Annotated in this window: 18 protein-coding genes; 4 read left to right on the top strand and 14 right to left on the bottom strand. The window is 41.0% G+C overall.

Going from position 1 to position 18,063, the window contains the following annotated elements:
* Nucleotides 1-160 precede the first annotated feature (160 nt).
* Complete coding sequence (locus tag EJ103_RS01710) at nt 161-571, top strand: hypothetical protein (RefSeq protein ID WP_126005669.1); 411 nt, start codon at nt 161-163, stop codon at nt 569-571.
* Between the two features lie 121 nt (nt 572-692).
* Here EJ103_RS01710 and ssb read toward each other — a convergent pair whose 3' ends face one another.
* Both ssb and EJ103_RS01700 read right to left on the bottom strand, forming a co-directional pair.
* Nucleotides 693-1,397 carry a single-stranded DNA-binding protein gene (gene ssb, locus EJ103_RS01705; protein WP_024032519.1) on the bottom strand — a complete coding sequence of 235 codons (705 nt, stop codon included), beginning with the start codon at nt 1,395-1,397 and terminating at the stop codon, nt 693-695.
* 20 nt (nt 1,398-1,417) lie between these two features.
* Nucleotides 1,418-2,785, bottom strand: a complete 1,368-nt coding sequence (locus EJ103_RS01700) for an MFS transporter (RefSeq protein WP_126005667.1) — start codon at nt 2,783-2,785, stop codon at nt 1,418-1,420.
* 163 nt (nt 2,786-2,948) lie between these two features.
* On the opposite strand from EJ103_RS01700, the gene uvrA reads away from it, so the two are divergent.
* Nucleotides 2,949-5,768 (top strand): excinuclease ABC subunit UvrA, encoded by a 2,820-nt coding sequence (gene uvrA / locus EJ103_RS01695; protein ID WP_126008706.1) that lies wholly within the window; start codon nt 2,949-2,951, stop codon nt 5,766-5,768.
* A gap of 87 nt (nt 5,769-5,855) precedes the next feature.
* Here the strand turns inward: uvrA and trpS are convergent, their stop codons facing one another.
* Genes trpS through rpe form a run of 3 tightly spaced genes read right to left on the bottom strand, consistent with a single transcriptional unit; the run spans nt 5,856 to nt 8,242 of the window.
* A complete protein-coding gene (gene trpS, locus EJ103_RS01690; protein WP_029771853.1) occupies nt 5,856-6,860 on the bottom strand; it encodes a tryptophan--tRNA ligase in 1,005 nt (334 codons plus the stop codon).
* Nucleotides 6,861-6,893: 33 nt separating this feature from the next.
* Nucleotides 6,894-7,559: a phosphoglycolate phosphatase gene (locus EJ103_RS01685; RefSeq protein ID WP_055254629.1), complete on the bottom strand. Its 666-nt coding sequence runs from the start codon at nt 7,557-7,559 to the stop codon at nt 6,894-6,896.
* Nucleotides 7,559-8,242, bottom strand: coding sequence for a ribulose-phosphate 3-epimerase (gene rpe / locus EJ103_RS01680; RefSeq protein WP_029771856.1), 684 nt, complete (start codon nt 8,240-8,242; stop codon nt 7,559-7,561). The genes EJ103_RS01685 and rpe overlap by 1 nt, the downstream gene beginning before the upstream one ends.
* Before the next feature lie 426 nt (nt 8,243-8,668).
* On the opposite strand from rpe, the gene EJ103_RS01675 reads away from it, so the two are divergent.
* Both EJ103_RS01675 and EJ103_RS01670 read left to right on the top strand, forming a co-directional pair.
* Nucleotides 8,669-8,965, top strand: coding sequence for a hypothetical protein (locus EJ103_RS01675; RefSeq protein ID WP_029771857.1), 297 nt, complete (start codon nt 8,669-8,671; stop codon nt 8,963-8,965).
* Between the two features lie 3 nt (nt 8,966-8,968).
* On the top strand, nt 8,969-9,154 hold the full coding sequence (locus tag EJ103_RS01670) for a DUF2970 domain-containing protein (RefSeq protein WP_024032525.1): 186 nt from the start codon (nt 8,969-8,971) through the stop codon (nt 9,152-9,154).
* Here EJ103_RS01670 and EJ103_RS01665 read toward each other — a convergent pair.
* The 9 genes from EJ103_RS01665 to EJ103_RS01625 form a co-directional block, all read right to left on the bottom strand.
* On the bottom strand, nt 9,102-9,968 hold the full coding sequence (locus EJ103_RS01665; protein WP_004589353.1) for a Dam family site-specific DNA-(adenine-N6)-methyltransferase: 867 nt from the start codon (nt 9,966-9,968) through the stop codon (nt 9,102-9,104). The two genes, EJ103_RS01670 and EJ103_RS01665, sit on opposite strands and share 53 nt — an antisense overlap.
* Before the next feature lie 53 nt (nt 9,969-10,021).
* Complete coding sequence (locus EJ103_RS01660) at nt 10,022-11,401, bottom strand: AAA family ATPase (protein WP_126005665.1); 1,380 nt, start codon at nt 11,399-11,401, stop codon at nt 10,022-10,024.
* On the bottom strand, nt 11,401-12,471 hold the full coding sequence (gene aroB / locus EJ103_RS01655; RefSeq protein WP_126005663.1) for a 3-dehydroquinate synthase: 1,071 nt from the start codon (nt 12,469-12,471) through the stop codon (nt 11,401-11,403). The genes EJ103_RS01660 and aroB overlap by 1 nt, the downstream gene beginning before the upstream one ends.
* 28 nt (nt 12,472-12,499) lie before the next feature.
* Nucleotides 12,500-13,018, bottom strand: coding sequence for a shikimate kinase AroK (gene aroK, locus EJ103_RS01650; RefSeq protein ID WP_004589350.1), 519 nt, complete (start codon nt 13,016-13,018; stop codon nt 12,500-12,502).
* Between the two features lie 184 nt (nt 13,019-13,202).
* Entirely contained in the window at nt 13,203-15,293 is a 2,091-nt protein-coding gene (locus EJ103_RS01645; protein WP_126005661.1) for a type IV pilus secretin PilQ family protein, read from the bottom strand.
* Nucleotides 15,280-15,816, bottom strand: a complete 537-nt coding sequence (locus EJ103_RS01640; protein WP_024032530.1) for a pilus assembly protein PilP — start codon at nt 15,814-15,816, stop codon at nt 15,280-15,282. Before EJ103_RS01640 ends, EJ103_RS01645 begins: the two co-directional genes overlap by 14 nt.
* Complete coding sequence (locus EJ103_RS01635; RefSeq protein ID WP_004589347.1) at nt 15,813-16,418, bottom strand: type 4a pilus biogenesis protein PilO; 606 nt, start codon at nt 16,416-16,418, stop codon at nt 15,813-15,815. The genes EJ103_RS01640 and EJ103_RS01635 overlap by 4 nt, the downstream gene beginning before the upstream one ends.
* Nucleotides 16,408-16,980: a PilN domain-containing protein gene (locus EJ103_RS01630; RefSeq protein WP_024032531.1), complete on the bottom strand. Its 573-nt coding sequence runs from the start codon at nt 16,978-16,980 to the stop codon at nt 16,408-16,410. The genes EJ103_RS01635 and EJ103_RS01630 overlap by 11 nt, the downstream gene beginning before the upstream one ends.
* Nucleotides 16,968-18,047, bottom strand: a complete 1,080-nt coding sequence (locus EJ103_RS01625; protein ID WP_004589345.1) for a pilus assembly protein PilM — start codon at nt 18,045-18,047, stop codon at nt 16,968-16,970. Before EJ103_RS01625 ends, EJ103_RS01630 begins: the two co-directional genes overlap by 13 nt.
* Between the last annotated feature and the right edge of the window lie 16 nt (nt 18,048-18,063).

Here is an 18,063-nt window from a genome sequence, read left to right as displayed (position 1 = left end):
TGCCCCGTATTTACGCCCTGAGTTAGACGTGGTTGTAAGAGGCCTAAAGTTTATTAAAGAGCAAAATAACTACCCTATTCGCGGCACTGTTGTGTAACCATTTAAATTGCAGACGTGGCGTTTATTACCTTACGGCTGCTTTATTAAGGCATAAGCTTTCATGAAGAATTTATTTAGTAAACTTTTAAATTTAGCCAGCGCGCTTTTTATGTTTCAGTTTGCCCTGCCAAAATTATTAGCAGCGCAAGTAAGCGTTAAAACCTTTAGCTACTTTGCGCAGGTACTGCCCGTTAACGCTAAAATTTATATGTATAGCGTGGGTTTACTGGAGTTGGTAGTGGGTTTAATGATGCTTGCTCTTTTGTTTATTAAAAATGAAAAGCAAAAAGCACTGTTTACCTATGTTGCGTATGTTTTATTGGCGGGTACGTTAATTGGGGCGCTGTTACATGAATATTTTGTTCGCCCCGATCCAGTTGCTCAGTTAGTCACTTACTCAGGCTGCTTTTTAGTTATATGTGCCATTCAATTTTTAGCCTATAAAAAGGCGCTAATAGCGCGTTTTGAGTGACCTTAAAGTATTAAAAGGTAGGTAGAAACAGCGCCTTTTATACTAAAACGTGTAGTTACAAAAAAGCCGCTAAATAGCGGCTTTTAATATTATTTTTCAACATTTCTGCTTTATACGTTTCCTAGAACGGAATGTCGTCATCAAAATCTATTGTTGGTTCCATAGGATTTGATGCACCGCCCTGAGGGGCGTTTTGCGGCTTAGGTGCAAAACCACCTTGCTGCTGTGGCGCATTACTTTGCCCAGGAGCAAAGCCACTGTTGTTTGATTGTTGGTATTGGTTATTTTGCTGTGGAGCAGGTGCTGCAGCTGGGCGTTGTGCTGGTGCAGCTTGTTGCTGTGGTGCATAACCACCTTGCTGGCTGTTTTGAGCTTGGTTGTTTTGACCATAGCCACCGCCTTGTTGATTATTTTGGTAACCGCCACCTTGTTGGCCGCCTTGATTACCTTGATAACCACCACCTTGCTGATCGCCACCGCGAGCGCCTAGCATTTGCATTTGACCCGTAAAGCCATCAACAACGATTTCTGTTGTGTATTTTTCTTGGCCTTGTTGGTCGGTCCATTTACGTGTTTGAAGTTTACCTTCAACGTAAATTTGCGAGCCTTTACGGCAGTACTCACCAACAATTTCAGCTAGCTTGCCAAAAAATACTACACGGTGCCATTCAGTTTTATCAACCATTTGGCCAGTGTTTTTGTCTTTATAGCTGTCTGACGTTGCTAAGGTAATATTTGCTACACCATTGCCATTAGGCATGTAACGAACTTCAGGATCTTGTCCTAAATTACCAACCAAAATTACTTTGTTCACACCGCGTGCCATGGAACCTTCTCCTATAAACGTTAGATTAAACCAGCTACTTTACGTGCTTGGTCTAGGTCAAATTCTTTATCATTAATCTTTAAATAGCTGCGGCTTTCGTCGCGTACTACTGTTGCTTCTATTACGCCAGGTAAAGCAACTAGCTGAGAAGCAAGTGCTTGAGCTTGCTCTTCAGAACTTAAATTGGTCATTAAACTAATAACTTTACTTTTCGGTGGGACTTGCATTTTCCACGCAATAATAAGCCATATTAACCCAACAAGTGCCGCTGCCGCAAACACAGCTTGCGTACTTGTAGTTTGGGCAACATAACCCCCTAAAATACCACCTAAAAAAGCCCCCAAAAACTGGCTAGACGAATACCCACCCATTGCCGAACCTTTTTGGCTAGCGGGCGCAATACGCGATACAAGCGCAGGCATAGTGGCTTCTAAAAAATTAAATGCTACAAAATAAAGCAACATACAAATGGCAATGCCAACCACGCTATTCACCCAAATAGACATAGCAAACATACTAATAGAAAGCAGTGCTACCGAGCCAATAAACGCTTGTTTTTCTTTTTCTTTTTTAATGGCAATAATCATAATAGGGACCATTAAAATAAACGCTAACAGCAATACCGGAATATATAAATACCAATGGTGGTTTGCCACTAAGCCATCTTTTATTAGTTGGCTGGGTAGTACCACAAAAATAGTGGTTAGCGTTAAATGTAGCAGTAATACGCCTGCATTTAAGCGCGATAATTGCGGATGCTTAATAAGCTTTTTAATATCACTAAAGCTTGCCAAGGTATCGCCTTTGGGCGCTTTGTTTACTGCGTTTGGCACTAAAAATAAAATAATACCAATACCGAACACGGCAAGTATTGCTGTTAACCAGAATACGCCTGCTACACCCCACGACGCGGCAACAATAGGCCCAAGTAACATAGCAAAAGCAAAGCTCATGCCTATACTCATACCAATTACGGCCATTACTTTAGGGCGCTGTTCGTCGCGGCTTAGGTCGCTGGCAAAAGCAAGCAGCGCACTGGCTATAGCGCCCATACCTTGTAGTGCACGGCCCACTGTAACCATTTGAATAGATTCAGCAACGGCTGCAATAACAGAGCCCAACGCAAACACAACTAAGCCACCAACAATGACTTTTTTACGGCCTATTTTATCTGACAAACGCCCCATAGGAATTTGCAGTACCGCTTGCGTTAAGCCATACGCGCCAATAGCAAATCCTATCCACATAGGCGAAAAACCATCAAGCGATTGGCCATAAATAGCCAATACAGGCATCAGCATAAACAAGCCGAGCATTCTAAATGCAAACACACTCGCCAGCGATACAGCGGCGCGCTTTTCTCGTGAATTAAGTGAAGATGCGGTCATTATCTGCGTATTCTTACGATATGAAAAATTTAGGCTGGGATTCTACCACAAGCTTGGCAATAATTAATCGCCTATAAGTAAGGATTTTTTCGTTGATCATTGATTAATAATGTTTCGTATTATGCGATACTGGACAAATAATTTTGGTAATAAACGAGATAGCATGGAAAACATTGAAGTCCGAGGCGCCCGTACGCACAATTTAAAAGACATCAGCCTAACCATCCCACGTGATAAATTAATTGTTATCACAGGCCTATCTGGTTCGGGAAAGTCATCACTGGCATTTGATACTTTATATGCAGAAGGACAGCGTCGTTATGTTGAGTCACTTTCTGCCTACGCAAGGCAATTTTTATCGTTAATGGAAAAGCCTGACGTTGATCATATTGAAGGCCTCTCTCCCGCCATTTCTATTGAGCAAAAATCTACATCGCACAATCCTCGCTCAACAGTGGGTACCATTACCGAAATATACGATTACTTGCGTTTAATGTTTGCCCGCGTGGGCGAACCACGATGCCCAACCCACGACTTACCACTTGCAGCACAAACAATTAGCCAAATGGTTGATACCGTTTTAGCACTGCCAGAGGGCACTAAGCTGATGCTTTTAGCGCCAGTGGTTAAAGATCGTAAAGGTGAGCACGTTAAATTACTTGAGCAACTTGCAAGCCAAGGCTACATTCGCGCTCGTATAGACGGCGAAGTATGCGACTTATCAGATCCGCCAACACTTGAGCTTCATAAAAAACACACTATTGAAGTGGTTGTTGACCGCTTTAAAGTAAAAGATGGCCAACAGCAGCGTTTAGCAGAGTCGTTCGAAACCGCACTAGAGATGTCTGGCGGTGTGGCAAATGTAGCCTACATGGACGACAGCACGATAGAAGAAATGCTGTTCTCGGCAAATTTTGCCTGCCCTACCTGTGGCTACGCAATGACCGAATTAGAACCGCGTTTATTTTCGTTTAATAACCCTGCCGGTGCGTGTCAAAGCTGTGATGGTTTAGGCGTACGCCAATACTTTGATCCTAACCGTGTGGTGCATAACCCAGAGCTCAGCCTTGCCGGTGGTGCTATTAAAGGATGGGATAAACGCAGCTTTTATTATTTTCAAATGCTACAGGCGGTCGCCGAGCACTATAACTTTGATTTAGATGTGCCATTTGAAAAGCTGGCTAAAGAATCGCAAAAAATTATTTTAGAGGGCTCAGGGCAAACAAAAATAGCCTTTAACTACCGTAACGACAGAGGCGATTTAATAACACGCAACCACGAGTTTGAAGGCGTGTTAAACAACATGAACCGTCGCTATCGCGAAACTGAGTCAAACTCAGTGCGTGAAGAGCTCGCTAAATATCAAACTAGCCAAGCGTGCCCTAGTTGTCATGGCTCGCGTTTACGCCAAGAAGCACGCCACGTATTTATAGGTCAAACAAACCTACCTGCTATTACAACTATGAGTATTGGCGAAGCGATGGACTTTTTTGAAGGGCTATCACTAACAGGCCAAAAAGCCCAAATAGCTGAAAAAATCCTGAAAGAAATTCGCGACCGCTTATCGTTTTTAATTAATGTAGGGCTTAATTACTTATCGCTTGAGCGCAGTGCCGATACCCTCTCCGGTGGTGAAGCCCAGCGTATTCGTTTAGCCAGCCAAATAGGTGCAGGCCTTGTAGGCGTAATGTACGTACTGGATGAACCATCAATTGGTTTACACCAGCGCGATAACGACCGTTTATTACAAACATTGGTGCATTTACGCGACTTAGGTAATACCGTTATTGTTGTTGAGCATGATGAAGATGCCATTCGCGCAGCCGATCATATTATTGATATTGGCCCAGGTGCGGGTGTACACGGCGGCCATATTATTGCACAAGGTACACGTGACGATATTTTAGCCACTAAAGACTCGGTAACGGGCCAGTTTTTATCAGGCGTGCGCAAAATAGAAGTGCCACAAGAGCGTAACCCAACCAGCGAAAAATGGCTTGAGCTATTTGGTGCCACAGGGAATAACCTAAAAAATGTAGACTTAAAAATTCCATTTGGCTTATTAACCTGTATTACAGGGGTATCAGGCTCAGGTAAATCAACGCTCATTAACGATACACTCTTTAAGCTTGCGCATACCGAGCTTAACGGCGCGACCACAGCAGAAGCCGCGCCTTACAAGTCAATTAGTGGCCTTGATCATTTTGACAAAGTGATTGATATTGACCAAAGCCCAATTGGTCGTACACCGCGCTCAAATCCTGCAACCTACACAGGTATTTTTACCGGTATTCGTGAGTTATTTGCAGGGACACAAGAAGCCCGCTCTCGCGGCTATAAAGTAGGTCGCTTTAGCTTTAACGTTAAAGGTGGACGCTGTGAAGCCTGTCAAGGGGATGGTGTAATTAAAGTAGAAATGCACTTTTTACCTGATGTATATGTACCGTGTGATGTATGTAAGGGCGCGCGCTATAACCGCGAAACCTTAGAAGTACAATACAAAGGTAAAAACATTCACCAAGTGCTCGAAATGACCGTTGAAGACGCGCACGACTACTTTGATAAAATACCTGCAATAGCGCGTAAACTTAAAACGCTAATGGACGTTGGTTTATCGTATATTCGCCTAGGGCAAGCTGCTACCACGCTCTCTGGTGGTGAAGCACAACGTGTAAAACTGGCTCGTGAGCTTTCTAAACGCGATACAGGTAAAACATTGTATATACTTGATGAGCCAACAACCGGCCTTCACTTTGCCGATATTGAACAACTACTTGTGGTATTACATCGCCTGCGCGATCATGGTAATACCATTGTGGTAATTGAGCATAACTTAGATGTGGTTAAAACCGCAGACTGGGTGGTTGATTTAGGCCCTGAAGGGGGCGCTGGGGGCGGTGAAATACTCATTGCAGGCACGCCTGAAGAAGTAGCCGAATGTGAACGCTCGCATACTGGGCATTACCTAAAGCCATTGCTTTAAGATAGATAATAAAAAGTATTCATTAAAAGTTACAAAAATGCCGCTAAATTTAGCGGCATTTTTATTTGCTTATACTAGTAAAGCAATTTATGTACGAGGAATAAACCCTAGTGCATCGTAAACCGATTTAAGAGTTTTTTCTGCACGTACACTGGCTTTTTCTGCGCCTGATTTCATGATGCTATCAAGTAGGTTTTGATCTTCTCTGATCTCTTTAAAACGTGCTTGGATTGGCTCAATCATGCTAACAACTGCATCGGCTGTGTCTTTTTTCAGGTGACCATACATTTTATCTTCATACTCTGGCACTAAGTCTTCAATTGAGCGCTTAGTGGCTACGCTTAATAAAGTAAGTAAATTAGAAACGCCTGGCTTTTCAGTACGGTCAAAGTAAATACGCGCTTGCTCGTCTGAATCGGTTACTGCTTTTTTAAGCTTTTTCTCAATCTTTTTAGGCTCATCTAATAGCATGATGTAGCCATTAGGGTTTTCATCAGACTTAGACATTTTTTTGAGCGGATCTTGAAGGCTCATTACGCGTGCGCCAAATTCTGGAATATATGGCTCAGGTAACTTAAATACGTCACCGTATAAATTATTAAAGCGTGTCGCTATATCACGCGTTAACTCTAAGTGCTGCTTTTGGTCATCCCCTACTGGTACTTGGTCAGCTTGATATAATAAAATATCCGCTGCTTGCAATACTGGGTAAGAAAATAAACCGACGTTTACATTGTTAGCATGCTTAGATGACTTGTCTTTAAACTGAGTCATGCGGTTAAGCTCGCCCATTTGTGCGTAACAATTTAGCACCCATGCTAACTGCGCGTGTTCTGGCACTTGCGACTGTACAAATAAGGCCGATTTTTCAGGGTCTATGCCACATGCCGCGTATAACGCTATACCATCTAATACACGAGAGCGAAGAAGTTCAGGCTCTTGGCGAACAGTAATCGCGTGTAAATCAACAAGCATAAAGAAACTTTCGTGGTCTTCCTGTAGCTTTAGCCACTGGTTAATAGCGCCAACATAGTTGCCTATTGTCATACCACCGGTTGGCTGAATGCCACTTAAAACTACTGGTTTACTCATGATTTTCCTTTACTGTTTAGTTAATTAAAAATTTTAACGCTGTGTTAGTGTTGGTATTATATCTAAGAAGTTATCGCATAGGTACTGTGGATTATAATCCTCAAGATTTTCGCCTTGGTTATAACCATAATCCACCGCTATTACATCAATTTTAGCGGCATGTGCTGCCAATATATCGCTTTTTGAATCGCCAATCATAATAGCCTTACTCGGCTCAACATTCAGCTTGTTACATGCATACAATAAAGGCGCTGGTGAAGGCTTTTTAGCCATATCGTCTCCACACACTATCACTTCAAAGTGACTGGTAAGGGAAAGCTTATCAAGTAGTAGCTCGGTAAATAGACGCGCCTTATTAGTAACAAGTGCTTTTGGCATGCCCCGCAAAGCACTGAGCCCTGTTTCTACATGCTGATACAACACACTATACTTGCCCACTAGCTGCTCATAATGTTGGTAAAATAAGGCAATGGCTTTTGCACTAAGCGCTTCATCTAAGTGTTCGCTAATTTGCATATCGCCACTGAGTGCACGCTTGACTAGGGTTTCAATACCGTTGCCTATCCAGCTTTCAACCAAGCTTTGGCTAACAATAGGAAACGCTAAATCACTCAGTGTTAAGTTTACTGCTAGGTATAAATCGTAAACGCTATCAACAAGTGTGCCGTCAAGGTCGAACAAAGCTACATCATATTTCATTACTTTACGTTTCCTAACTGCTCACGCATTTGATCAATAACAACTTTGTAATCAGGCTCATTAAAAATAGCAGACCCTGCTACAAACATATCGGCACCTGCTTGCGCTGCTGCGGCTATGTTATCAACCTTAATACCACCATCTACTTCTAGGCGAATATCACGACCCGACGCAACTATACGCTGCTTAGCTTGAGCTAGTTTTTCAAGGGTGTGGGGAATAAAGCTTTGGCCGCCAAAGCCTGGGTTTACCGACATTAATAAAATAGTATCTAGCTTATCAATAACGTGATCGAGGTAGCTAAGGCTAGTGGCAGGGTTGAATACTAAGCCCGCTTTACAACCATGGTCTTTAATGAGCTGTATGGTGCGGTCTATATGCTCGCTGGCCTCAGGGTGAAAAGTAATTATTGATGCGCCGGCCTCTGCAAACAAAGGAATTATACTATCGACTGGTTTTACCATTAGGTGCACATCTATAGGCGCTGTTACACCGTAATCTCTAAGCGCTTTACACACCATAGGCCCAATAGTGAGATTAGGCACATAGTGATTGTCCATGACATCAAAATGTACTACATCAGCGCCTGCAGCGAGTACTTTATCCACATCTTCGCCTAATTTTGCAAAATCGGCTGACAAAATAGAAGGCGCAATTAAGTATTTTTGTTCAGGGTTTAACATAGTAATCCGTCAATCAGTAAAATATGCCTTAATGTACCGTAAATGCTAAGGTTTCCCAAGTAATACACTGTAAATTAGGCATAACTAAAAATATCGATTTAAATATATAAGTATTTATTTATAAAAAGCTTTAGGACGTGTTGAGCTTTAATGGTTGAGTTTTAGGCAGCATGTTTAATTTTTGGTAAGGCCGTGAGTAGGATGCACAAGCTTTGCTTACATGATACAAGTTATTAGTTTACGCAAGAGCAGTTATTGTGGCCACTCGATTACAAACTTCGGGGCGCGATTTAAAAACTCTTAGCATGAGAACACACTTTAACTCGCAAGTTTTAACAGGCCTTAGCTATTACAGGTAAATATTAGTTTGTTATTTATACAGCTTTTGTTATTATTAAAGGAGTAACTTAATTTTAGGCTAATATTATGCGTGCATTTAAAACAGGGATCTTAATTGCGTCGGCATTGTTATTTATTGGGGCATTTAGTTTTGCGCCAAGTTCTGAGCAAGATTTAAGCTTAGTTAGCAATTGTCAGCATCAGGCAAGTAGTAAAAACGCTTCAAACACCTTAACGTGTGCGAAAGTAGAAGAAGACTCATCGTGGTTTTCGTGGCTAACAGGCGATAGCCGCAGTGCGCAGTTTCATTATTTAGATTTATTAGAGCTATTAACTAGCTCAGAAGACGCTAAGAATACGCCTTCAATAAAACCTCTATTTTAAATAATGCTGCACTTTATTAGCGCGTTGCAAAGTGTGCTAGCAGCATTTTTTGGTGTGCAATCAGAGCACAAACGCCAAGCCGACTTCCAACAACACTCCCCTCTTTTTATTATTGCTTTAGCTGTGCTGTTTTTTGTTATTTTTGTAGTGACAATTTACGCAGTGGTTGCTTGGGTGCTAAATACATAGCCATTAACTCGTCGACCTTGTTGCGTGATCCACCTTTAGGGCTGATAGTACGTTTTACCTGAATTTTACCAAGTGTAGCTTGGCTATAAATTTTTCGCGTCCATACGGTATCGTGGTTAGATATAAGCACTGGGGTATTGTTTTCAAACGCGGCTTGCTCGGCTAAGTTTGCCAAGTTTGCTTGATCGTCTAAATTAAACCCGCCTTTAGCATAAGAGGTAAACGACGCTGTTTTACTTAGCGGCACATAAGGCGGATCGCAATAAATAACCGCATTGTTTGGCACAAGCTTAAATACATCATCGTAGCTTAGGCAGGTAAATGTGGCTTTTTGTGCTTTTTCGGCAAAAAAGTACATTTCTTTTTCTGGAAAATAAGGCTTTTTATATTTACCAAATGGCACGTTAAAAATGCCTTTGAGATTATACCTACACAGCCCATTGTAACCATGGCGATTCATGTATAAAAAGAGCATTGCGCGCTCATATACATCATTGCTTTTATTAAACTGTACACGGTATTCGTAGTAAGCGTCTGGGTGGTTATTTAAATCAACAAATAGTTTTTTAGAGTCACTTATAAACTCATCAGGCGAGCGCTTGAGCTCTTTGTATAAGTTAATTAAATCAGCATTGATGTCGTTGAGTAAATAGTGTTTAAAATTACTATTTAAAAATACCGAGCCTGCACCTACAAAAGGTTCTACCAAGGTTTCAGCGTGTTTGCTGGCTTGAGATAAACGTGCATTAATATCTTCAACTAGGCTGTATTTACCGCCAGCCCATTTAAGGAAGGCTCTACTCTTTTGTTGCATTGGTTCTTAACTTCAATCTGCTGTAGCGCGATTTTACACTAAAGTGAGTCAGTTTACTGATCAAGTCGTGCAATTTCTTGTTTTATTTTGCTGATTTTTTTATAAAAAGGCTTGTTCTTTCTAAGCGCACTCGACAAGGCAGACAACGCACTTTTAGCATCAGCGAGTGATGCATAACTGCCAATAGTAACCACCCACCACACTTTATTATTTCGCTTAGTTTGATATACCTTAGCGCGTTGGCTTAAATTATGTTCAATAATAAACTCACGGGTGATTTTTTCCTGTGTAACGGCTAGCAGCTGCACACTTGTATTATTATCTGGCTGAGCTAAATACCAAGCGTTATCTGATACGTTATTTGAGGTTTTAGGCTGCGGGTTTTCTTTATTGTCACTTTCAATTGGCTCAATAGTCTCAGGAGTGTTTAAGCTTTGTGGTAACGACTCGCTTTGTTCACTTTGCTCACTCTGAGCGCTTAGTTGAGCTTGGTGCGTTAGGCTTTGCATTATCGCCGGCACATCGTTTTTATGAGGCGCTACATTACCTTGTGATTTATCGCTGACCGGCTCTAACGGCAAATCCGCTTTTGAAATATCAGAATTAGCATTACTGACTTCTTTATACGCGCTTGGAATAGCGGTAATTTTAGAAGCAGGAATAGCGGTATCTATGTCCTGGCTTTGTTGATTTTGATAGTACGTTTGCCACCACTGGGTCATGTCATTTTTATACAGCAAACCAATGATAAGTAGCATAATTATAATTAACAACGAGATTAAGTGTACTCGCCACGACACTTTATCTTTTTTTACAATATCAGCCACATGCTCGGTTGGTTGCCATGCTAATAATAAGCTGGGGTTGCCTTTCGCTTCATTTAAAAATGCACTAAATACGGGGTCTTCATCGTACGGTAAATTAGGAAAATACCAGCTCATTAGCTGTTTAGATTCATGTGCAGATAAAGGCTCTAAGTAAATTTCAACGGCATTATTAATAGCTAGCTTTGATTGCGAAGCTAACATGATATAAAGCGTTATAGGGCTATTTTTGGCAAGTAACTCTAACTCCTGTAATAGCTCTTCAGATAGGTGCCTTGCATTATCGAGCACCCACAAACAGGCCTCACACGGCTGCTGCTGCAACAATTGGTAAAAGTTTTCACTTAACGATAAATCGTGGTCAATCAGCGGAGAGTTAAAGCTTTGCTCTAATATATCACTCATCAGTGATACATCATTTACATTGGCACTTACTTGTACAAATGCTTTATTAAAACTGTTGTATTTGTCGGTGATGAAGGTTTCGAGCATATAACTTTTGCCTAGGCCAGAGGTGCCTAGTAATACAATTAAGTTTTGCCCGTATTCAAATTGCAGAGCGATTCTATCCACCAACGCCGCACGGCTTGGTAAAATTTGCGCCTGCATTATTGCTCGAGTAACGCTCTAACTTGGTCGTCTGATACGTCATCTACCAATGCGCATTGACCAAATTGAGTAGGTAAAATAAAGCGGATAGTGCCTTTTTTATTTTTTTTGTCTTTACGCATATGCATTAAAAACTGCTCAGCAGTCATTTCACTTGGGATCTCAGTCGGTAAATTATAAAGCTTGAGTAGCGTTACAATTCTATCTACCTCAGTTTGCGATAAATCACCGCGTGTATGCGCTAATTTAGCAGCAAGTACCATTCCGGTAGCAACAGCCTCGCCATGTAGCCATACACCGTATCCCATTTGCGCTTCAATTGCATGCGCAAAGGTATGCCCTAAGTTGAGTAATGCACGAAGGCCATTTTCTTTTTCATCTTGTGCCACGATAAGCGCTTTAATTTCACAACATCTATAAATAATATGCTGCAAACTTGCTTCATCTAGTTGCTGTAGCTTTTCTACATTTTGCTCAATAAAAGCAAATAGCTCGGTATCGTAAATCAGACCATACTTAATAACTTCGGCCATACCCGCTGCAAATTCGCGCGCCGGTAAAGTGTGAAGTGAATTAGTATCAATAAAAACCGCTTGCGGCTGATAAAACGCCCCAATCATGTTTTTACCCAGTGGGTGATTTACCGCTGTTTTGCCCCCTACAGAGGAGTCAACTTGTGATAGTACCGTGGTCGGAATTTGAATAAACGGTACACCGCGCTGATAACATGCAGCAACAAAGCCTGTTAAATCGCCAATAACGCCGCCACCTAGTGCAATTAAGCATGTGTCTCGGCCGCAATTATTTTGCAATAAAAAAGCAGATATTTTCTCAAACCATTCAAGTGACTTGTATTGCTCACCATCGGGAATGACAAAAGAAAGAGGGTTTAGATCAGCTAACGAATCAAGCAGTCCTTGTAAATATAAAGGCGCAACTGTGTCGTTAGTGATAATGATAGGCCGACAATCACCAATGTGGTGAACAAGGCGGCCATTATCTTGAAGTGCAGATTGACCAATAAAAATAGGATAACTTCGCTCGTCCAAATTAACAGTTAATTCAAGCATGCTTTGTTATTTCCTTAATTATTGGTTTTTAAAAATCTAATTTCTCGATGATTTGGTTAGCAACAACTTTAGCGCTTTGCTCATCGGTGCGTACAACAAAATCGGCAACTTCTTTGTATAGTGGCTCGCGTTCTTCTGCTAAGCGCTCTAGTACATTACGAGGTGCTTCTTCAGTTTGCAGTAATGGGCGACGCTTGTCGCGTTGCGTGCGTGCAACTTGCTTTTCTATAGGTGTCTCTAGGTATACAACGATACCACGAGCCGAAAGCTTGTTTCGAACTTCTTTACTCATTACTGAACCACCACCGGTTGCAAGTACAATACCTTGCATTTCGGTTAAGTCGCCAATAACAGATTCTTCACGAAGTCTAAAGCCTTCTTCACCCTCAAGATCAAACACCCAGGCAATATCTGCACCGGTACGGCGTTCGATTTCTTGATCAGAATCGACAAATTCAAGGTGTAATTGGTCAGCGATGTGACGACCAATCGTGCTTTTGCCAGCCCCCATGGGGCCAACTAGAAATATATTACGTTTCTCAGCCATATCTTTTAGTACAAACGAACTCTAAAATTTGAAATAAAACCCCGCCTAACGACCTGGCCCCAAAATTAAGGAGGGGATTATCTCAGTAATTGGCCGGGTATTTCAAGTCTATTACAATAAAAAGCCATATAACGAGCAATTATTATCAATAAACACTCGTTGACGAACATAAAACCACTAAATTTTAGTCTATTTGTATTTTCGGTGTCACGAAAATAAGTAATTCACGTTTCTCATTAAACTCGCTGGTGCTCTTAAATAAGCGTCCAACATATGGAATATCACCAAGTACAGGTACTTTATTTGTGGTATTAATTATTTGCTGCTGAAAAATACCACCCAGCACAACGGTTTGGCCGTTATCAACCAGCACTTGTGTTTCAATTTGTTGAGTGTCTATCGAAACCGCTTCACCTGTTCCAGTTTGAACCGTTTCGCCACGAGTATCTTGTGTAATAACTAAGTCTAAAATAACTTTGTTATCAGGCGTAATATGCGGTGTAACCTCAAGGCTCAATACCGCTTTTTTAAAGCTTACAGTAGTAGCACCACTTGAGGCTGATTCGGTATAGGGGATTTCAGTACCTTGCTCAATACGTGCTTTTTGCTGATTAGCTGCAGTAATCCGCGGACTTGCGATAATCTCAGCCTTATTTTCTTCCTCTAAAGCACTTAGCTCTAAATCAATTAAAGTGCCATTAGCCAACTTAGCTATGTGTAAACCAATACTTGCCGCAGGGTTAGTAATAGGTAGGTTTACATTAAGACGGTCTGATAAATCAGGAATAATGCCATTTGAGATAGACTCAGCTCCTTCAAGCGAGCCAGAGATACCATCACTATCTTGTTGATCACTAAATCCCCAACGCACGCCTAAATCTTCTGTGACGTTATCGCGCACCGTTACCATACGTGATTCAATAATAACCTGTTGCACTGGGATATCGAGTGTTTCAATCATACGGCGAATGCTCTCAATGCTCTTCGCTGAATCTTTAATAAGTAATGTATTGGTACGCTGGTCAACCGATACACTGCCTCGGGCAGAAATGATGCTGTTAGTGTCGGTTTTCAGTAAATCCGCAAAATCTTCAGCTTTAGCGTAGTTTAAACGAATATACTCACTGTAAAGCGGCTCTAAATCCTCGACCTTTTGTTTTGCTAGTAAATCTTTAGCTTCACGAGCGGCGAGCTCTTCAGCTGGCGCAACCATCAATATAGAGCCATCCATACGCTTATCAAGGCCTTTAATACGCAGTACAACATCTAAAGCCTGATCCCATGGAACGCCATCTAAACGAAGTGTAATATTGCCAGTTACGGAGTCACTCGTTACTAAGTTAAACTCGTTATAACCCGCTATAATTTGCAGTACAGCTCTAACCGAAATATCTTGGAAGTTTAAGGTCATTGGACGACCTTGATATTCTTTGCCGCCATCTAAATAGGCATTTTGCGTTTCATCTTTTTCAATCGTTAACGTTAAAATGTTATCTATTTGCTGGTAGGTAAAGGTAAAAGCAGCATTAGGCTCAATAACTACACGGCTTAAGCTATCTTCTTTAAAGGTTTCAATGCTACTTACTACAGTACCAAAATCTAGCACATCTAATTCATACAGTAGGTCGTCTAAAATATCTGTGTGATGAAACTCTGCAATTATTTTTCCGCCACTTTCATGTACTTCTATTGCAGCTTGCGTGTCTTGTAAAAATACTAAAACTTTTGCTTCGCCTTTTTCACCACGGCGAAAATCAATAGATTGAATCCGATTAATATAAGCGCTTGAGGCATCATAACCATTGCTGCTTTCATCAGAAGCTTGCTCAGTAAGCGGGTTATCAGATACGCGCAACGACACTAAGTTATTATTAACTTGTGTTTCGTATATTTTTAAACGCTCTAAATTTACCGTAACTTTTAAGCCTTGCTCTGTCAGTACGCTGCTTACACTGTTAATACCTGCGTGATCGACCGGCACATTTTCAAGACCCTGTTCTAGTTCTGCACCATCAAATAGCATTTCTATGCGCGCTGGTGTGTTGTGTACTTGAATTTTAGGTTGTTGTGTTAGCTCTTCGTCAAATACAAGTTGTAACTCTGTCTCGCCTTTTAGCAAGGGGTTATAACGTACATCATAAAGTAGCGGCGCTGCACTGGCTGTTTTTGCAACAAAAAGAGCCAATATGACAAATAACACCGTTTGAAAACGATGATGCCAAAGTACATCCTTATGCATGTGTGTTTTACCTTTTTTATTATTAATTTGCGCCATTATTTGCCGCCTCTAACATTTCCAATTTAGTCAGCCGCTCTTTCCAACAACCCGACCCATCAGGGATTAATTCAACTAGTTCTACATAATCACTACTTACAGACTTAACTTTACCGTCATACGTCCCTAAGTAATTATTTACCGTTACCCTATGCAGCGTTTCATCCGCTGCGGTGATCAGTGCCCACATTTGCCCGTTAGAGCCTAATGTACCTTTCATTGATAGGTTATCGAGCGGATACTTTTCTAGTGGCTCTCTCACTCTATCAGGGTCAGGGTGTAAACAATTTTTAATTTGCGTTAGCTTATTTTGAATAATTTCAGGCTGCGGAGCCACAAAAGGACTACGTAACTGCGATGCATTATATTCAAAATGTTCAAACTGCGTTAATTCAGGTATTTCCTCAACTTTAGGCGTGGTGCTGGCCTTAACTTGGTCAATAAATTCTTTTTGCTCCGACGTATCGTCGTTACAACCTGCCAACAATAAAACAGACAATGATAATAAAGGGACTAATCTCACTTTTTAACCCCTTCTTCATAACGATATGTTTTTGCTACCACACTGAATGTTAGTTGCTTTTCGCCAGATGATACAATCGAAAAGTCATGTAAACTTACAATTCGTGGTAATTGGGCTACTTTTCCTACAAATTCTCCAAATTCATGGTAAGTGCCTATTACTTCAATTTTAATTGGCAGCTCAGTATAAAACTCTTTTTCGACTTCAGGTAACCAGCCAATTTTCAAAAATGTTAAACCGCTAGTAGTACCTACATAAGATAAATCGTCTAACAGGCCTGGGGTTTCATTTGAGGTAGGTAATCGCTTTAGTAGTTGTGAAAACTTATCTTCCATTTCAACCATTTGCTGGCGGTATATATCAAGCTTACTGGCTACGGCATACTTTGTTCTGTAGGTACTGCGCAGCTCTACTTCTTTAGCTACCGCGCTGTGATAGCTGTCTATTTCATCAGATACCAATAGGCTGTAACTAAAAAACAACACTAAACCGGCTATAAATAAGCAACAAATTGCTTTTACCGCAACGGGCCACTCGCCAATATTGTCGAGCTCAATTTCATTCCAATCTATTTCATTTAAGGCTTTTAAATCAAGGTTCATCACTTACCTCACCAATTTCATCAAATGGTTTTACGTAAAACTCCATATTAAAATCACTGAGTAACCGTGATGTTTGATCGCCTGCCACAATGCCTTGCATGGTAGGTCTTTCTAATAAATATGAGCCTTGCACCTGACGCAGCATAGTAGATAAACGATTGTTTGATTCACTGCGCCCTAGCACATGTATTTGACTGCCGCGGCGCTCAAGCTTAGTTAAATACACGCCTTGAGGAACAATTTTAGCTACTTCATCCATAATTTGAGTACCTAAATTACGGCTGCTTTGTAGCTCTTCAATTAATCGCATACGTTGTTGTAAATTTTCTTTTCGCTTATCAAGATTTCTAATTTCACTGATTTTTTTATCAAGCATGCTTATTTCTGAGCTTAAATAATTATTTTTTAAATTTTGGCCATCTTTTAAACCCGCGTAAAAAGAGCTAAGTAAGTACATACTTGCAAAACAGCCTATAACAACCGCAACTAAAATTGTTATAAATTTCTTTTTTGATTCTTCACGCTGTAGCTCTCGCCACGGCAGTAGATTTATATGTGGCATGATGAAAAGCTCCTTAATGCCAAACCAGTAGCAATTGCAAACTGCGTTCTATTTCGCTGCATTACATTTCTGTCTACTTTTGGCGAAACTTCCATATTTGCAAATGGTTCAGCAACCACAGCATGAATACCGAGCTCTTCAATTAACAACCTATCTAAACCGTCAATCATCGATGTACCGCCAGTTAGCACAATATAATCTACTTGATCTTTACCTGTGGTTGTTAAAAACATTTGTACCGCACGGCGCACTTGTTGCAATAATGATGTTTGAAACGGTGCCAGCACTTCAAAAGTATAATTAGGGGGTAAGTCACCCGTTGTTTTGCCTATTTCAGCCTCATCAAAGCCTTTGTTATAGTAAGACACAATGCTGTTAGTGTATTGGTCGCCACCAAACACTTGGTCACGGGTATAAATTGTTTCACCTGCTTGAACAACACTAACCAACATTAAAACAGCGCCAATATCTACCACCGCAACACACTTATTAAAGGCGTCGCTTGGCAATTGCTGATAATACACATCCATTGCTCTACTTAACGCATAGCTTTCAACATCAACCACTTTAGCGGTTAAGTTTGCCGCCTCAAGTGCGCCCACACGGGCTTCAACACTTTCTGTACGTGCAGCAGATAACAACACATTCATTTTACTCGGGTCGGCTTCGTTGGTAGAGAGCTTTTCAAAATCTAAGCTCACTTCATCAAGGGGGTAAGGTATTAAGCTGTCAGCTTCTATTTCAATTTGCGACTCTAATTCAGCGTCACTTAATGAAACATCCATAAAAATAACTTTAGTGATAACGGTTTGCCCTGATACAGCCACTGCCGCTGATTTTAAAGATTTTGGTAGTTTTCTTTTTAATTTTGTAATTATGTTACCAATTGCTTCAATATCCTGAATAGAGCGCTCGCTCATTGCCCCTTTTGGCATAGGTTCAATTGCAAGTGCTTCTAGTCGAAATCCCGTTTCAATTTCACTTAAAAGCACTGCTTTGATAGAGTGCGATCCGATATCAATTCCGACCATCGCAGTGGATGGCTTTTGAAATAGTTGACTTAGCATGTTTGCAACTTGACCT

This window comes from Pseudoalteromonas sp. Xi13, assembly GCF_003952205.1.
GTDB classification, from domain to species: domain Bacteria; phylum Pseudomonadota; class Gammaproteobacteria; order Enterobacterales; family Alteromonadaceae; genus Pseudoalteromonas; species Pseudoalteromonas atlantica.
This window is presented reverse-complemented; position numbering and strand designations above follow the sequence as displayed.

Coding starts and splice junctions, on each gene's coding strand:
- EJ103_RS01710 (WP_126005669.1), top strand. CDS start 161: ATGAAGAATTTATTTAGTAAACTTTTAAATTTAGCCAGCGCGCTTTTT.
- ssb (WP_024032519.1), bottom strand. CDS start 1,397: ATGGCACGCGGTGTGAACAAAGTAATTTTGGTTGGTAATTTAGGACAA.
- EJ103_RS01700 (WP_126005667.1), bottom strand. CDS start 2,785: ATGACCGCATCTTCACTTAATTCACGAGAAAAGCGCGCCGCTGTATCG.
- uvrA (WP_126008706.1), top strand. CDS start 2,949: ATGGAAAACATTGAAGTCCGAGGCGCCCGTACGCACAATTTAAAAGAC.
- trpS (WP_029771853.1), bottom strand. CDS start 6,860: ATGAGTAAACCAGTAGTTTTAAGTGGCATTCAGCCAACCGGTGGTATG.
- EJ103_RS01685 (WP_055254629.1), bottom strand. CDS start 7,559: ATGAAATATGATGTAGCTTTGTTCGACCTTGACGGCACACTTGTTGAT.
- rpe (WP_029771856.1), bottom strand. CDS start 8,242: ATGTTAAACCCTGAACAAAAATACTTAATTGCGCCTTCTATTTTGTCA.
- EJ103_RS01675 (WP_029771857.1), top strand. CDS start 8,669: ATGCGTGCATTTAAAACAGGGATCTTAATTGCGTCGGCATTGTTATTT.
- EJ103_RS01670 (WP_024032525.1), top strand. CDS start 8,969: ATGCTGCACTTTATTAGCGCGTTGCAAAGTGTGCTAGCAGCATTTTTT.
- EJ103_RS01665 (WP_004589353.1), bottom strand. CDS start 9,968: ATGCAACAAAAGAGTAGAGCCTTCCTTAAATGGGCTGGCGGTAAATAC.
- EJ103_RS01660 (WP_126005665.1), bottom strand. CDS start 11,401: ATGCAGGCGCAAATTTTACCAAGCCGTGCGGCGTTGGTGGATAGAATC.
- aroB (WP_126005663.1), bottom strand. CDS start 12,471: ATGCTTGAATTAACTGTTAATTTGGACGAGCGAAGTTATCCTATTTTT.
- aroK (WP_004589350.1), bottom strand. CDS start 13,018: ATGGCTGAGAAACGTAATATATTTCTAGTTGGCCCCATGGGGGCTGGC.
- EJ103_RS01645 (WP_126005661.1), bottom strand. CDS start 15,293: ATGGCGCAAATTAATAATAAAAAAGGTAAAACACACATGCATAAGGAT.
- EJ103_RS01635 (WP_004589347.1), bottom strand. CDS start 16,418: ATGAACCTTGATTTAAAAGCCTTAAATGAAATAGATTGGAATGAAATT.
- EJ103_RS01630 (WP_024032531.1), bottom strand. CDS start 16,980: ATGCCACATATAAATCTACTGCCGTGGCGAGAGCTACAGCGTGAAGAA.
- EJ103_RS01625 (WP_004589345.1), bottom strand. CDS start 18,047: ATGCTAAGTCAACTATTTCAAAAGCCATCCACTGCGATGGTCGGAATT.